This window comes from Sphingobium olei (assembly GCF_042678845.1).
GTDB classification, from domain to species: Bacteria; Pseudomonadota; Alphaproteobacteria; order Sphingomonadales; family Sphingomonadaceae; genus Sphingobium; species Sphingobium olei.
Map to the genome: position 1 here is coordinate 1 of NZ_JBHTLS010000006.1, position 13,488 is coordinate 13,488.

Below are 13,488 nucleotides of genomic sequence, written 5' to 3' on the forward strand. Positions count from 1 at the left end.
AGGTGCATTCGGCCAATCCCAAGGCGCCCAAGTTCGAGGTGCTGGCGCTGTCGGCGTCGCGGGCGTGGGTGCAGGTGGGTGCGCTGTTCGAGCTGTTCTCGAACGGCACGGGCGAGGCGTTCCTCAACGGCAAGATCGAGGATCCGAGCCTGGCCGCGCCGCTCTACGTGTCGGCGTTCCGCCAGGAGGACGGCAGCTACAACGTCGTCTGGTCGCGCCCGACGCGTCGCCGCGATCTCGCCGCGGAGATGGCGCCCAAGGCCGACGAGGGCCTGCCGCCGCTGCCCGGCGCCGACGAGACCGCCGGCCCCGCCACCCAGGGCACCGAGGCCGGCCTCGGACAGTCCTCCGCCGAACACGCCTTCGCTAGCTAACGCTGCGCGACTCTCGTGAATCACCCAGGCCCTCGCTCTAACGAGCGGGGGCTATTTTGCTTCACCGCCCCAGGCCAGGCCCTGGCTCTCCGACCCTCAGCCAGCCCGATAGAGCAGAACGCGACCGGTCGGCACAAGCTGCAGCAGGTAGTCGAAGTCGGCGATGTTCGCGGTCAGCACCGTGAAACCGAGTTTCTGCGCCTGAAGGAAAAGTACGCAGTCGTGCAGCGCCTTGAGCCGTGCGTCCCGTGCATAACCCTGTATGCGCGACAGAACGCCGCCGAGAAGAGCTGCGCGCCCGAGCACTTCCGCGTCGGTTGTGAAGACGCGGTGATCAGGCATGGCCTCGATTTGCGCCCTGATCACTTTCACCACGCCAGCCGTGCGGGGATCACCCGGATCGAGCACGCCGATAGTATGCATCAGCTCTTGAATAGCCACGGTCGAATGGTTGACTTGCCGTCCATCGACGAGCTGCTCAACCAGTGTCGGGGCGCGACCCTGCATCTGATCGATATAGACACATGTGTCGAGCAGCAGCGCTTGTCCGCCCAGTTCATCCCGCTCCGCGAACGGGAGGATGTCGTCTGGCCGCCGCGCCAAGGTACGGCGCGGGTCGAAACGCGCCCAGCGCATCGCTGCTGAAACATCGAAGCCCGCCATATTAGAAGCCGAGCTTCAGATCCGGATCCACCTTGCCGCGCGCAGCTTTGAATTTCTCGGCGAACTTGTCCTCAAGAGCGATGTTGGCGAGGGCGAACTCGATCAGATCGGTGTCCGTCTCGATGCCGGTTCGAGCCTTCGCCTTTTCGACGAGAGCAGGGCTAACCCGGCCGCCGATCCGGCCGCTCTTCTCATGTAGCAGGCCCGACCGCTGCGCGGCGGCCATCACCGCTTCGACTTGGGTACCATGAACCGTCAGGATATGGCCCGTCCCGACACTGCGCTTGCCCGACCAGCCGCCTTGGTGTTTCCCGCCGTCAGTACGGCGCGCTCCGCTATTCTTAGCCATTGTCTTTTGTCCAACAAAATCCGATTTCGTTCAACATACCGTACTTGGTCCAAGTCTTCAAGTTTGCTCACCAGTTTTCCTGTCAGCCTTCGATCCCCGCCCGACCGGCCTGCGGCCGTAGAGAGGAGGGGGAGCGTGGCTCCTGTCCAATCGTGACAGGAGACAATCATGTGCGACATCATCGACCTCGGAGGTGCCCCAGCCAACGAGGACTGCGCCCAGCTTGGGCACACGCAAGATTTCGAGCGGCTGAACCGCCTCGAAGTCGCCGCCTATCGCGCCGCCATCATTGCCCGCTTCGGCCCGCCGCCCGATGGCTGCACGCTGGTGTCGGTCACCAACCGCCACGACTTCGGCGTCTACTATTCGCTTGGCCTCAAGATCGATGCCGCTGCCTATCGGCGCAATCCCGCGGTTGCCGCCTATTCCGAGGCCGCGCAGGATGGCCTCGAAAGCTGGGTCGAGGCCGGGTTCGCGCCGCCGGTCCGCTATGAGGACGGCGCTGCGCCGACCGTCGATCGGGACCGGATCGACGATATCGTCACCGGCGCGCTTTTGGCGACCCGGCCCAATGCCGACGGACAGTTCGCGATCCCGGACTTCGAAACCCTTAACCGTAACCTCGCCGCCGCCTACCCGGCCAGCGCCGAGGCCGCGAAGATTCTGATCCAGGAGATCGACGCATGACCCAGCAATCCACTTCCGACCAGCCGGCTACCGAGGCCGCGATCGTCGCGGAGATCGAGACCGGTCTCACCGCGGTCCAGGCCGTCGAGGCGCGCTGCAAGGCCGCCTTGCTTCCATTGCTGCGCGAACACGGCATCGCGCGCGTGGAAATCCACTATGACGGAGGCGGCGACGAAGGCAGCGTGGGCGATGTCTTCGCCTATCGCGACGATGCCAGCGCAGAGCTACCGGCCATCCTGTGCGACCATTTCGCGCTCGAATTTAATGGCTCTGTCACGACGCGGACGATCGACCTCGAAGATGCTCTGAGCGCGTTCGCCGAGAATGCGGTCTGCGCTCATCATTGCGGTTGGGAAAATGGCGAAGGGGCCCACGGGATCATCGGCATCGACGTCGCGTCCGGCTCGGTGACGCTGACGCACAACACCCGCTTCATCGACTATGACACCAGCGAGACGGAGCTCTAGCGATGTCGCATTGCCATTATCATGCGTTGAGTTCGGTCCGCCGGTGGGGCGGTAATCCCGACGACTATCTGCCGCTTCACCAGTGGTTCGACGAGTCCAAGAAGATCATCGCCGATCCGCGGCATCGCGCCTTGAGGCATCATGCCGAAGGCATTTTTCTCCTCGAGACGATCTTCGGCGTGACGATCCGCAACAGCGACGGCCGGGACATTCCGGTCCGGCTCGTCGGAGAGCAGCATGTTGCAGAGGATCTTGGGCGGATACCGTCCTTTGCCGACTGGGCGCGGCTCATCCAGCCGATGCCCTGGATCCTGCGCGGCAACCCTGCGGGCTCGCCGGGTTTCGATCCCGAGCTTGGCGCTCCAGTTCCCGGTTCACGTGACCCTATCCCTGCTATAGCCTGATGCCATGGACAAGGGGCCATTCAGTCAAGCCGCCGCACGCCATGCCCTCGACCGGCTGATCGAAATCGCTCGGTCCGACACCGGCCAGGCGCGGCGGGTCGCGAACTTCCTGCTTGCCTGGTGGAATGGCGAGGATTGCGGTCATTTCCCTATCACAGATCTGTTCGGCGTCGACGCGACGATCGCGACCCACATGACAACCATCATCGGGTTTCTCGGCCAGCATGAAGGCGCGATCTATCCCGATGCCTTCGGCCGCAAGGCCGAGATGATCGAGCTGGTTGGACGCTGGCGCGACTTCGCAGAGGACGGCTGAGCGCTCGCCTCGACGCGCCTTCCGCGCTATGATCGAGTCCCATGACCGAGCTCGATCCCCACACGCTGCGCGTCGCCGCTTCGCTCGTTCGATCGCGGATCAAGACGCTCAAGCTCGACGGCCGTATGGACGGCCTGCAGCGCTTGGGCGCGCAGCGCACGCTCACCCAACTCGCGGTGGACCTCGAAGTGTCCGCCGACCATGTCGGGCCTCCCCGCCGCCGCAAGCGCAAGGCCTAGACTTGCCCGTAGGGCGGTAACGCCGCCCGCACCTTCCGACCATCGCTGACCAAGGCCGCGGATATCCTCCGCGCGTCTGCTGCGCCTCGCGCTCCGCGCACGGAAAGGGGAGCGGGGCAGGGGGAGGGGCCGGGCCTGTCTCCGAGGCCGGGGACACGCCTGGCACCGCATCCTTTTTCCCAAGGAGCCGGCATGGCCAACCACTTCACCAAGGCGAGCTTCACGTTCGTCGTCACGCCCGCCGAGGCGGACATCCTCCGCCTGATCGACGATGCCATCGAAGTCCTTGACGATCCTTCGCTCGAAGCCGATCGGCGCGCCGCGCGCTTCTCCGCGCTGGGCCCGGCTTTCGCGGCCTGCTTTCCGGCGGCCGATGCCGACCCGTTCTCGGGCTTTCTCGAGATCTTCTCCGATCCCGACTATCCCCGCCTCGGCTTCACCCTGCAGGTCGATCCTACCGATAGCGGCGACACGGTCGGCGTCTGGATTTACGGCGAGCAGGTCGACATCGAGGCCGCCGCGGCGCTCATCCAGGCCACGGCACGCTCCGCGCTTCCCTTTGGCTTCGAATATGCCCTCGACTGCGATCGCATGCGTCCGGGCGAATTCGGCGGCGGCTTCGTCGTGATCCGCGAGGACGACATCGAATTCGGCGGCTCGGGCCGAGGCCTCGAAAAGGCGCTGGCCCGCCGTCCCGGCGAGGCCGAGCACGGCCTCGTCATCGCCACGCGGGATGCCGAGGAGGGCCTGCTCTTCTGGAACAGCGAAGCGGGCTTCGGTTCGCTCGAAACCGCGACCGTCTTCTCCGAGGCCGAGGCCTCGAACACCGACCTGCCGATCGCAAACGACCAGCCGGAATGGCTGGCCCTGCCGGAGCCGCTCGCCTGAACGCGCCGGACCGCCGCCATCAAGCGCGGCGCACAGACGCCCAAGCCGGAGTATCTCGCCATGCCGACCTGTGACGTCGTCTTCACGGCGCCCATCCCCGACTGGATCCTCGCCAAAGCCGAGGCCGAGGATGCGCGCCGCGCGCGCAGCTGGCTTCTTTCCCAAAGCTGGTACGAGCGCCGGCGCATGGACTGGGCCGCCAAGCGGACTATCGTGCCGGAAAGCAGCCAGTCTCCGGTCCAGCACGAAGCTGTTCTCGCGCTCGATTGTGAGGACAGCGCCAGCCCTGCCTCGGGAGCGCTCACCCTCCGCCTCTGCGTCACCCTCCGTCAGGGCGAGGATCCAGTCGAGAAGGCACGCCGCGTGCTCGACCTTCCTCGCACCGGCAGAACCAAGCGCCGGGTCTTCAACCGAGACAGTATATGGGATCGGGGCTCGTTTAGCGCCGTCAGGGGAAACAGCGTCATCGGTCCCATGCCGCCGGACTGGCCGGAAGGCCGCATGCTCACCGACTATTCGAGCCATCTCGGCAGCTATGGACAAGGGGGCGTCGGCCTCTCGGGCTGGCAGTGCAATCGCGGCTCGTGGATCGTTCTGCCGCTCACCGGGTCTGACGGGTGGATCTGGCTGACCCGTGAGGAGATCACCCCGGCCGAGGATTTCCGGTCGCTCCGGGCTGCCATCGACCAGCGCATCCTTGGCGTGCATCCCGACCAGATTGCGGATTTCACGCCGTGGGAGCATCGCTATGCCGGCCATGAGCGCATAGCCGACATGCCCGACTTCGGCGACGAGAAGGCGACCATAGAGCGCTTTAAGACTACCGAGGCCGGGTTCGTTCTGGAGGCCGCCAACGGCCTCACCCGCTGGCGCTTTGCCATGGGCGACGATCTGCCCCGTCCCATCTGGGCCGGCTCCCGCGAGCCGCGCCTGCTCGCCGACGGCGAATCCGTCGCCGAGGCCTTCCTGCTGGCCCATGACTGCTATCTCGAGGTGTGAGACGCCAGGGCCGAGGTCCCTGTTGCTGTCCGTCATTGAAATGGCCGACCGCAATGTATATGTCTATGTATATGCAAGGAGGACCGCATGGCACGATCCGAACCGATAGCCTCGCGGGAAGCCAAACTGTTTCGCAACAACAAGAGCCAGGCCGTGCGTATCCCGGCCGACTTCGAGCTTCCCGGAACGAGCGTCATGATCCACCGCGACGGCGAGCGGCTCATTCTCGTACCGATCCGTCGGCGGAATATTCTCGAAGTCCTTGCGAGCCTCGACCCGCTCGGACCCGATGACGAGTTCCCGGACGTCGACAATACGCTGCTGCCGGCCAAGGCCATAGACCTTTGAGCACCCTCTACATGCTCGACACGAACATCGTGTCCGAGCTTGCACGCAATCCGCACGGTCCCATCGCGAAGCGGATCGCCGAGGTCGGCCCTGACAGCATCTGCGTCAGCATTATCGTGGCCGCCGAACTCCGCTACGGGTGCGCCAAGAAGGGATCGCCGCGTCTCCTGGCCCAGATCGAAGCGATCCTCGACAGCATCCAGGTTCTCGCCCTCGATATTCCGGCCGACACCGAATATGGCGGAATTCGCGCCGAGCTCGAGGCCGCGGGCAAACCGATCGGCCCGAACGACCTGTTCATCGCAGCCCATGCCTATGCCCTGGACGCGGTGCTTGTGACCGCCAACGACGGCGAATTCTCGCGCATCCGCGCCCTTAAAATCGAGAACTGGCTCGACGAGCCCAACTGACGGCCTGTCCCTCGACCATTACAGCCATGCCAACCTGCAGCAGACGATAATCGCCGGACTGCGCCGCAAGCCTGGCGAGGCCGCCATGCCACCGCGCGCGGCCAACTTACCTGTCGCTCGCGCTATGGAGGGTCCCATGATCGTATTTTCCGGTCTGCGGTGGAAGATCCTGGCCGCCACCGCCCCGTCCTGCTGCGACCTGGCGGACGTCTGCCGCGAAGCCGTCGACCATTGCAACATCTTGAGGGTCGGCATCGACCTGAGCTTCCGCGACGACATCATCGAAGCAAGGCCCGGCAGTGATCCCGCCCAGCTCGCCGACGTCTTCGACCGCCGCGCGGCCGACCGGGCCAAGCCGGTAGGTCGACGCCGCTGATAGACGCGCGGCGGTTGCCGCCCCGCTCGATAAACTCCAAACTCATGAGGACCGACCATGACGACCATCGTCCTGAGCAACGGCCATCTGCGCACCGAGACCATCGAAGCCGCGATCGACGTGCTGATCGAGATCCTTCGCGATCATCCGCTCAACCGCCTGTTCGAAAAATATGGCAACTTCGTCGAACGCGACGCCCGCAACCTGCGCGGCGAATGGCTCGAAGGGGTCGAGAACGCCGTCAGCTTCTTCGGCAATTTCTTCGACAGATCCCATGTCTTCGACATCGTCTCGAACGACGCGCATCATGTCGAACGGCTCTGCACCGCGATCGCCGCCAACAGGCAGCGCGCCGACTATCTGCGCCAGCCGCCGCCGTATGATCCCGCCAAGCTGGTCGTCGAACGCAAGCGCATCAGCGCCACCCAGATGGAGGTGGTGCTTATCTATGACGGTCAGCGCATCGAGCCAAATGGCGGCAGCATCCGGCCCGAGCGTCGAGGCCGCCATGAGGAGCGTGATGCATATTACTGGCATGACTGGCATGGCATCGCCCGGCGAGAGCTCGCCCGCCGCCATGTCGAAGCCTTCGACCGCGGTCTGAAAACGCGCGAGCCTCCCGCGTCCTCATAGCCAGCGTCGGCCAGCCTGTGCCGTGAGCCACACGGCCTGACCGCCAGAAGGCGGTCAGCGCCATCCAGCGCCCAACGCGTTTCGTCCCGAGGCCGCTTTTGCGGCGCTCGGATGGGCGCTTGCGCGCCTGCTCGGCCGAACGGCCGAGGAGGGGAGTGGGGAAGGAGGAGGTGGCTCGGACACGGTGTTCGAGACCGCTTTCAGGAGACTTTCCCATGAACATCGGTTCGATCAAGCAGAATGACGCCGGCATTTTCGTCGGCAAGATCGCGACGCTGGCGATCGCCATGACGGTTGCGCTGCGCGAGGTGCATTCGGCCAATCCCAAGGCGCCCAAGTTCGAGGTGCTGGCGCTGTCGGCGTCGCGGGCGTGGGTGCAGGTGGGTGCGCTGTTCGAGCTGTTCTCGAACGGCACGGGCGAGGCGTTCCTCAATGGCAAGATCGAGGATCCGAGCCTGGCCGCGCCGCTCTACGTGTCGGCGTTCCGTCAGGAGGACGGCAGCTACAACGTCGTCTGGTCGCGCCCGACGCGTCGCCGCGATCTCGCCGCGGAGATGGCGCCCAAGGCCGACGAGGGCCTGCCGCCGCTGCCCGGCGCCGACGAGACCGCCGGCCCCGCCACCCAGGGCACCGAGGCCGGCCTCGGACAGTCCTCCGCCGAACACGCCTTCGGTGGCGAGCCCCAGGAAGGCGGTCGCCGCCAGCGCAAGCAGCGCGGTTCCGAGGCGGCCGATCCGGCCGAAACCGCCGACGCGACCGCCTGACGCGATCCATCTCCCCCACGCCGCGCCCAGCCTCCGGGCGCGGCCCCTTGCAGGGTCCGCTTCGCACGCCGCGAGGCGGGCCCTGTTTCTTTTGACAACGCGCCCGTGCACCGACCATCGGCGAGGATGGTCCGAGGGCTTTCCACGTCGCCCTCTGGCGGCGAGCTTCGTCCCGTTCCTCTCGCATGCTGCCGCCAGATCGCAATCGCGGGCCTGCGTCACGCGCCCGGCGAACATTCACTCGTGCAGGACGCTGACGAAGTCCCCGCCTCCTACGCCATCTATGCCGAACGCCACGATGGCTCCCTGGAATGGCTCGGAACGGCGTCCTCCATTTCCGATGCGACGCGTCTCACAAGCGCGATCGGATCCGCCTCGGCGCCGCGCATGCTTTCCGCATTGACCGATTGAACCCTCTGACTGCGGCGCGGTCGCTCAATGCGGATCACGGCCCGAACCTGGTCCCACCGCCTCTTTTCGCCTCCAACATGCTCCCGACGTGCCCGGTCCCCGCCTCCCGGCCGGGCACGGCCCTTGAGGGCCTGCCTCGCACATTCCCCGCGAGGCAGGCCCTGTTTTTGTTCTGTCGGCAAGCCACTTCCCCTGTTCCTCGGCATCCCCTTCATCGTCTGCGGCACAATGAAGCTCATGGGCGGCGCGGCCGCGCTCGTTCCCGGACTTGCGCCCGACCCCCTGTTCTTCGCCTATCTGGTCGGCCTTTGCGAACTCATCGGCCGCCTCGCGATCGTCCTCGGCTATCCCGTCCGCACGGTTGGCATCCTGCTCGGGCTCTGGTGTCTCGCGACGGCGAAGCAAGCGCACATGGCAATGTGATCGAAATCCTGAAGAACGCGACCATGGCGGGCGGCTCTTCCTGGTCGCCGCGACCGGCGCTGGCTCGATCTCCCTGTTCCGCGGGACACCGCCCGGCGCACTCGCCCGTCTGAGGTAGATAGCGCTCACCGTTTCTGCCGGGCTTTCCTCGTGCTGATAGGCCCCTATCGACCCGCCATCTTGGCGACAGGCAGCTCGCCCCGACCGCAGGAAGCGTCGCCGAGGTCTCTGCCCGCCAACCGCTGATATCGCTCGAGCCGGCGCACCTGTCGCCGTTCCGCGGCGCGCTGTCCTCTTGCCGGACGATCCAGCGCCGTGCCCTTCCTCGTGCCTGGCACTCGCCGACCGCTGCCGGGTATGACCTGATGGCATCTCGCCGTCCCGGACGCCGAGCCAAGTCGGTCCCGCACGCGAGGCCGTCCCCAGACCCCTTGGGCGCGGTCGAAAGTCAGACGCGCCGCAGCCGTGCAGGGCAGGTGTCTCGCTTCGGCTGACTCCGAGTGAAACCGTCCATGGCGCGGGCCTTTGCGATATCGCCGGTGGGCCACCCGCTTGAGTGGATGAACGCTACGCCCGTGCGGGGCCCCCGCAACCCGCCATTTTCCGACCGTGTTGAGGCCTGGCGGCCTCTGCCCGCACCACTCGAAAAATGGGGGTTTCCCCTCACTGGCGCTCGGGTGCGGCGTCCCCTCGATCACGGGCCTTCGCAATTGTTCATCCCAGCGGGATCGGCCCGCTGGCGTGAGACGCGAAAGGCATCAGGCCATGAACAAGGTTTTTCTCTCGGGCCGCATCACCTCGGACATCACCCGCTTCGGCACGGACAGCAAGGGCGGCGTCAGCTTCAGCCTCGTCACCTCCAAGCCGGTCATCAAGGACGGCCAGGTCCAGAAGGACGACAACGGCTACACCGAGACCTACGACGAGTTCCATACGGTCAAGGCCTTCAACGGCCTCGGCAAGTCGGTCGCCAACCACAAGAAGAAGGGCGACAAGCTCCTGGTGGTCGGCGAGATCCGCTACAGCCGCAACGAGCGCGACGGGCGCACCTACTACAATACCGACATCGTCGCCGAGGAAATCGAGTTCCTCTGACCGTCCTTCCGGGCGGTCGCGCGCGGCCGCCCTCCACTTTTCGATGGAGAGCACAGATGTTCACCCTCACCAGCTTCGACGACATCGCCGGCATCGCCGACGGCATCGAGACCACCAACCCCTGCATGGTCGAGCGCATCCGCCGCGCGGCCGATAGCCTGGGCCGCCACGAGATCGCCGCCCGCCTTGGCCAGGCGATCACCGAGGCGACCGATGCCGCCCACGCCCGCGACTTCGAGCAGGCGCAGTTCGGCGAAGCCAGCGCCGACGCAATCGTCGATTGCGAATATTATGACGATCTCGCCGCGGCCTGGTCACTGGTCGCCAGCGAGCACCAGCTGATCATCCCCCATTCCATCTTCGCGCACGACGGCTCGGTCCACTGACCCGTCGGCTTTCCAACAGGACAACACTCATGCACGCACAATCCATGCCCGCCCGGTCCGCCGACCACTGCTTCGGCATCATCATGCACCACCGCCTCGCCTGGTGGCTGGTCGAATTTCCCGACCAGGATGCGACCCCGCTGCGCGCCCGCAAGCTTTCGGGCCGGCTCACGCCGGCCCTTGCCGACTGGCTGCGCCGCGAGACCGGCGATGCGCGCCTCGGCGACGATGTCGCCGCGCTCAATCCCGACAGCCGCTGCTGGTCCGGCGAATTCTCCTATGTGCCCACGGCCAACGCCGCCGATCTGTTCGACATCGATGCCCATCCCTGGGGCAGCGACGCCAGCGAACTGGAGACCCGGCTCGCGCGCGCGATGATCGATACGACACTGCACCCGATCCCCTCGGGCTTCGTCTCGGTCTTCACCGGCCTACCACCGGAGAACCAGCCGGTGCTCGCGATCCGGCTGAGCGGCTATATCTGCGCGACGTTCGAGCTGATGACCGCATGCCATATGCCGACCTACCGGCCGCGTTCACCCTGGCGCGTCATCTCCGGCGATGCCGTCGGCGACAGCGGCAGCGATATCCTTGGATGGCAGCTCGCCGCCGACTGGATCAGGCCGACCTGATGCCGGCGGCGAGGTAGGCACACACCGGCCTCGCCCCGTGCCGAGGGTGAGCTTGCCGCCCGCCCAGCATCCCCTGAAACCCGCAGCGCGGCGCCTTCGACGTCGGCGCGGGCATTTGCCGTGCTCGCCCGCCTCTGGTCGGATCGGGTTCAAGGTGAATGGCGCCTCGCGTCACATCTGCGTGCCGCGCGTTGCTGCGTCCTGGCTGCGGCGTAAGTTGCTTGTGCTGCGGGATCTCACCGATCGATCAGACTTCGTCTGAAAACCGGGGTGTGTGGGGCCGGCGAGGTCCAGGTCATCGGTCCTGCGATAGGGCTGACCAAGAAGTGTTGGCGCATCCCGCCCTTCGCTCGGGCGAAGGACGGGACCGGGGCTCTATTCGCTAAGCCGCCGCCCGCACGTGCCGCGCGAGCCCCGGCTAAGCTCACGGAGCCGAAGCGCAGCTTCGTCTCCGCCCTGCCGGGTCACGATCCCACTTGCGGTTGGCGAGCGAGGAAGGGTTTCCATTCCTATTCCTCTCTTGTGTCTGCCTAGTGTGGCATGCGGGGCTGGCGGTCCGTCGAGCATGAGCGGTCCCCCCAATTTTTGCGTGCGCCCGCTACCGCGGCCCCCCGAAAAAATCGGTTCCCCCGCTCCCCGCGCGGCGGCGTTAACCCGGGTCCGGCCGCGAGCGGCCGGCTTCCCGGTTAACGTGCCCGACCTCCCTGACCACCGCATGCCCTGAGCCAGGCCTCATCTGTGAGGATGAGACATCCAAAAAGCCATGGAGGCTCACATGACCAAGTCTTTCTCGAACTTCGCAGATCTCGCCAGCTTCATCGCCAGCGAGACGGACAGCCACGACCGCGCCGCCACTTACGAACACGCTTTCATCGAGCATGACGACCGCGCGAAGCTCTCGCCGGTCGACGTGCCCGAGCAGCTCGACATGCCCGACCCGGAGCAGGCCCGCGTGGCCGTCGAGATGGTGATGGCGACGCTGTTCGATGTGTTCCGCGACACGCGTCTCGAACCCTATGCAGCCGATCTCGCCTGGGGCTTCGTGAACAGCTTCCACGTCGTCGCGAAGCGCATCAACGACCGCGAAGACGATGCCGCCAAGGAGCTTGGCGAACTCGCCCGCAGCTTCGACCCGAGCGAGATCTACGCCGCGCAGCTCGAAGACGCCCAGCTTCTCTGCCAGACGCTGCAAGGGTGCCGCGATGCGATGGAGTGCATGCGCGACCACGCCTCCGAAGTCTATCGCGTCGAGACCGGACGGCCCTATTCGCCGACACGCGGTAGCCGGGTATCCCGAGGCGTCACCGCGTCGATGATCGACGCCCGCGATTATCTCGCCTCCCGCATCCGGGAGCGCCGTGAGCAGTTCGCGCCCGAAGGTCCGGTTGTCGCATTCTCCGGCGGGCAGGTCTGGGAAGACCACGAGGTTCTCTGGCGCGGGCTCGACTCGATCAAGGCCCGCATTCCGGAAATGATCCTCGCAACGACCGCCCAGACCAAGGGCTGCGATGCGATTGCGCAGGCATGGGCCGCAGCGCGCGGCGTGAAGGTCATCCTCTTCAAGCTCGACCGCCGGTTGGGCGCCAAGGCCGCTTTCGTCCGCAACGACCGGCTGCTGGCCCTGAAGCCGGTGGAAGCCGTCGTCTGCGAAGGTTCGGGCATCCAGATGAACCTCGCCCAGAAGCTGCGACAGGCAGGCGTGCCGCTGCATGTCGTGAAGCTCGATGAGACCGTGAAGGCGCGGCTCGCCCAGCCCAAGACCGGCCTTGCGAAATCACGCGACGAGTTCGATCCCTGGACGCAGGACGACTACTACCGCGACATGGTGAACGGTGGTCGCCAGCGTCGTCGCTGACGCACCCTCGAGAGGCTCCGGCATCCGCCCGGAGCCTCTCTTCTTTCTTGCTGCGAGGAAGCGGCGCACGCGGGCATCGAACCCCGTGCGCCGCCACTGGAGCGGTCCGCCAAGACGAGCCCGACAAGCTGACCGTGGGCGGCCGCCAGAAAGAGGAGAGGGGGGGACAAAGCGCCTTCAGTCGAGGAGACCAAGCCCGTGTCCATCCTGTTCCGCATCACCGAACCGGCCGACGATGCTCTCTCGCCCAGCGCCATCATCACGGCGCGGAAACTCGCGGCGCTCCGGCGGTTGCTCCGCTCGGAAGGAGACCGCATCGGCGTCGCGCTGCTCGAACCCGACGAGTATCTCGGCGACAGCTTCGAGGCACGCGTCTGTCCGCTCGCGCTCGCCGCCATCACCAGCATCTTCGACCATGACGCCGCCGTGATCGCGGTCATCGAGGAAGCCCAGTTCAGGGGACGGCGCATCGCGATCCATCACTGCCCCGCCAGCGCCGAGATCACGCTGCGCGTCGCCCTCACGTCGGATCAGGCCGTCGAACTCGATCTCGCCTATGGCAATGCCTATGCGCTGCTCGAAGCGCTGGCGATCGAGGCAGAAAGCGTCGGCGAAATTCCCGTCGAGCTTCTCCGCGCCCGGCTGTCCGATCCGGCCACGCCGAGCCGGGCGGCACTGCGCGGCGTCGACCATTATCTGCCCCGGCTCGAGCGTCTCGTCGCCAGCGCTCCGGCGCATGATGACGTTCGCTTTGCGTGGGCCTGAACGA

General features: G+C 66.1%; 21 protein-coding genes. 19 read left to right on the plus strand and 2 right to left on the minus strand.

Annotated features, from left to right (window positions below):
• A partial coding sequence (locus ACFQ24_RS01265) for a DUF736 domain-containing protein (protein ID WP_380908580.1) occupies positions 1-374 on the plus strand: 374 nt, incomplete at its 5' end.
• A gap of 96 nt (positions 375-470) precedes the next feature.
• Here ACFQ24_RS01265 and ACFQ24_RS01270 read toward each other — a convergent pair.
• On the minus strand, positions 471-1,037 hold the full coding sequence (locus ACFQ24_RS01270; RefSeq protein ID WP_380908582.1) for a type II toxin-antitoxin system VapC family toxin: 567 nt from the start codon (positions 1,035-1,037) through the stop codon (positions 471-473).
• Between the two features lies 1 nt (position 1,038).
• Positions 1,039-1,386 (minus strand): hypothetical protein, encoded by a 348-nt coding sequence (locus tag ACFQ24_RS01275; protein ID WP_237367238.1) that lies wholly within the window; start codon positions 1,384-1,386, stop codon positions 1,039-1,041.
• A 168-nt stretch (positions 1,387-1,554) separates the two neighbouring features.
• Here ACFQ24_RS01275 and ACFQ24_RS01280 point away from each other — a divergent pair, with 168 nt between their 5' ends.
• The 18 genes from ACFQ24_RS01280 to ACFQ24_RS01365 all read left to right on the plus strand — a co-directional run bounded on the left by ACFQ24_RS01280 (position 1,555) and on the right by ACFQ24_RS01365 (position 13,484).
• A complete protein-coding gene (locus tag ACFQ24_RS01280) occupies positions 1,555-2,073 on the plus strand; it encodes a hypothetical protein (RefSeq protein WP_380908584.1) in 519 nt (172 codons plus the stop codon).
• The gene (locus tag ACFQ24_RS01285) at positions 2,070-2,540 is read left to right on the plus strand and encodes a DUF6878 family protein (RefSeq protein WP_380908586.1); all 471 of its coding nucleotides are present in this window, start codon (positions 2,070-2,072) and stop codon (positions 2,538-2,540) included. The genes ACFQ24_RS01280 and ACFQ24_RS01285 overlap by 4 nt, the downstream gene beginning before the upstream one ends.
• A 2-nt stretch (positions 2,541-2,542) precedes the next feature.
• On the plus strand, positions 2,543-2,944 hold the full coding sequence (locus tag ACFQ24_RS01290; protein WP_380908588.1) for a DUF6915 family protein: 402 nt from the start codon (positions 2,543-2,545) through the stop codon (positions 2,942-2,944).
• A gap of 4 nt (positions 2,945-2,948) precedes the next feature.
• The gene (locus ACFQ24_RS01295; protein WP_380908590.1) at positions 2,949-3,260 is read left to right on the plus strand and encodes a DUF7673 family protein; all 312 of its coding nucleotides are present in this window, start codon (positions 2,949-2,951) and stop codon (positions 3,258-3,260) included.
• A 41-nt stretch (positions 3,261-3,301) separates the two neighbouring features.
• Entirely contained in the window at positions 3,302-3,499 is a 198-nt protein-coding gene (locus ACFQ24_RS01300; protein ID WP_380908592.1) for a hypothetical protein, read from the plus strand.
• A 192-nt stretch (positions 3,500-3,691) separates the two neighbouring features.
• Positions 3,692-4,387 carry a hypothetical protein gene (locus ACFQ24_RS01305; RefSeq protein WP_380908594.1) on the plus strand — a complete coding sequence of 232 codons (696 nt, stop codon included), beginning with the start codon at positions 3,692-3,694 and terminating at the stop codon, positions 4,385-4,387.
• Positions 4,388-4,447: 60 nt separating this feature from the next.
• Entirely contained in the window at positions 4,448-5,386 is a 939-nt protein-coding gene (locus ACFQ24_RS01310) for a hypothetical protein (protein WP_380908596.1), read from the plus strand.
• An 87-nt stretch (positions 5,387-5,473) separates the two neighbouring features.
• Positions 5,474-5,734: an antitoxin gene (locus ACFQ24_RS01315; RefSeq protein WP_380908597.1), complete on the plus strand. Its 261-nt coding sequence runs from the start codon at positions 5,474-5,476 to the stop codon at positions 5,732-5,734.
• Positions 5,735-5,745: 11 nt separating this feature from the next.
• A complete protein-coding gene (locus ACFQ24_RS01320; RefSeq protein WP_380908633.1) occupies positions 5,746-6,144 on the plus strand; it encodes a type II toxin-antitoxin system VapC family toxin in 399 nt (132 codons plus the stop codon).
• A gap of 136 nt (positions 6,145-6,280) precedes the next feature.
• Entirely contained in the window at positions 6,281-6,520 is a 240-nt protein-coding gene (locus ACFQ24_RS01325; RefSeq protein ID WP_380908599.1) for a hypothetical protein, read from the plus strand.
• Positions 6,521-6,577: 57 nt separating this feature from the next.
• Positions 6,578-7,153 (plus strand): hypothetical protein, encoded by a 576-nt coding sequence (locus ACFQ24_RS01330; protein ID WP_380908601.1) that lies wholly within the window; start codon positions 6,578-6,580, stop codon positions 7,151-7,153.
• Between the two features lie 215 nt (positions 7,154-7,368).
• Complete coding sequence (locus ACFQ24_RS01335; RefSeq protein ID WP_296625956.1) at positions 7,369-7,917, plus strand: DUF736 domain-containing protein; 549 nt, start codon at positions 7,369-7,371, stop codon at positions 7,915-7,917.
• A 639-nt stretch (positions 7,918-8,556) separates the two neighbouring features.
• A complete protein-coding gene (locus ACFQ24_RS01340; protein ID WP_380908603.1) occupies positions 8,557-8,751 on the plus strand; it encodes a DoxX family membrane protein in 195 nt (64 codons plus the stop codon).
• 765 nt (positions 8,752-9,516) lie between these two features.
• Positions 9,517-9,846: a single-stranded DNA-binding protein gene (locus ACFQ24_RS01345; RefSeq protein WP_125964385.1), complete on the plus strand. Its 330-nt coding sequence runs from the start codon at positions 9,517-9,519 to the stop codon at positions 9,844-9,846.
• Between the two features lie 56 nt (positions 9,847-9,902).
• Positions 9,903-10,232, plus strand: coding sequence for a hypothetical protein (locus ACFQ24_RS01350; RefSeq protein WP_380908605.1), 330 nt, complete (start codon positions 9,903-9,905; stop codon positions 10,230-10,232).
• 29 nt (positions 10,233-10,261) lie between these two features.
• Complete coding sequence (locus ACFQ24_RS01355; protein WP_380908607.1) at positions 10,262-10,864, plus strand: hypothetical protein; 603 nt, start codon at positions 10,262-10,264, stop codon at positions 10,862-10,864.
• A 775-nt stretch (positions 10,865-11,639) separates the two neighbouring features.
• Positions 11,640-12,719 carry a DUF2493 domain-containing protein gene (locus tag ACFQ24_RS01360; protein ID WP_380908609.1) on the plus strand — a complete coding sequence of 360 codons (1,080 nt, stop codon included), beginning with the start codon at positions 11,640-11,642 and terminating at the stop codon, positions 12,717-12,719.
• Positions 12,720-12,917: 198 nt separating this feature from the next.
• Complete coding sequence (locus ACFQ24_RS01365) at positions 12,918-13,484, plus strand: hypothetical protein (RefSeq protein ID WP_185707365.1); 567 nt, start codon at positions 12,918-12,920, stop codon at positions 13,482-13,484.
• Positions 13,485-13,488: the final 4 nt, after the last annotated feature.

Bases quoted from the DNA above. Each gene is read 5' to 3' on its own strand.
- ACFQ24_RS01320 (WP_380908633.1), top strand. From the start codon at position 5,746: ATGCTCGACACGAACATCGTGTCCGAGCTTGCACGCAATCCGCACGGT.
- ACFQ24_RS01305 (WP_380908594.1), top strand. From the start codon at position 3,692: ATGGCCAACCACTTCACCAAGGCGAGCTTCACGTTCGTCGTCACGCCC.
- ACFQ24_RS01310 (WP_380908596.1), top strand. From the start codon at position 4,448: ATGCCGACCTGTGACGTCGTCTTCACGGCGCCCATCCCCGACTGGATC.
- ACFQ24_RS01345 (WP_125964385.1), top strand. From the start codon at position 9,517: ATGAACAAGGTTTTTCTCTCGGGCCGCATCACCTCGGACATCACCCGC.
- ACFQ24_RS01290 (WP_380908588.1), top strand. From the start codon at position 2,543: ATGTCGCATTGCCATTATCATGCGTTGAGTTCGGTCCGCCGGTGGGGC.
- ACFQ24_RS01275 (WP_237367238.1), bottom strand. From the start codon at position 1,386: ATGGCTAAGAATAGCGGAGCGCGCCGTACTGACGGCGGGAAACACCAA.
- ACFQ24_RS01330 (WP_380908601.1), top strand. From the start codon at position 6,578: ATGACGACCATCGTCCTGAGCAACGGCCATCTGCGCACCGAGACCATC.
- ACFQ24_RS01295 (WP_380908590.1), top strand. From the start codon at position 2,949: ATGGACAAGGGGCCATTCAGTCAAGCCGCCGCACGCCATGCCCTCGAC.
- ACFQ24_RS01360 (WP_380908609.1), top strand. From the start codon at position 11,640: ATGACCAAGTCTTTCTCGAACTTCGCAGATCTCGCCAGCTTCATCGCC.
- ACFQ24_RS01335 (WP_296625956.1), top strand. From the start codon at position 7,369: ATGAACATCGGTTCGATCAAGCAGAATGACGCCGGCATTTTCGTCGGC.
- ACFQ24_RS01350 (WP_380908605.1), top strand. From the start codon at position 9,903: ATGTTCACCCTCACCAGCTTCGACGACATCGCCGGCATCGCCGACGGC.
- ACFQ24_RS01340 (WP_380908603.1), top strand. From the start codon at position 8,557: ATGAAGCTCATGGGCGGCGCGGCCGCGCTCGTTCCCGGACTTGCGCCC.
- ACFQ24_RS01300 (WP_380908592.1), top strand. From the start codon at position 3,302: ATGACCGAGCTCGATCCCCACACGCTGCGCGTCGCCGCTTCGCTCGTT.
- ACFQ24_RS01285 (WP_380908586.1), top strand. From the start codon at position 2,070: ATGACCCAGCAATCCACTTCCGACCAGCCGGCTACCGAGGCCGCGATC.
- ACFQ24_RS01355 (WP_380908607.1), top strand. From the start codon at position 10,262: ATGCACGCACAATCCATGCCCGCCCGGTCCGCCGACCACTGCTTCGGC.
- ACFQ24_RS01280 (WP_380908584.1), top strand. From the start codon at position 1,555: ATGTGCGACATCATCGACCTCGGAGGTGCCCCAGCCAACGAGGACTGC.
- ACFQ24_RS01325 (WP_380908599.1), top strand. From the start codon at position 6,281: ATGATCGTATTTTCCGGTCTGCGGTGGAAGATCCTGGCCGCCACCGCC.
- ACFQ24_RS01315 (WP_380908597.1), top strand. From the start codon at position 5,474: ATGGCACGATCCGAACCGATAGCCTCGCGGGAAGCCAAACTGTTTCGC.
- ACFQ24_RS01270 (WP_380908582.1), bottom strand. From the start codon at position 1,037: ATGGCGGGCTTCGATGTTTCAGCAGCGATGCGCTGGGCGCGTTTCGAC.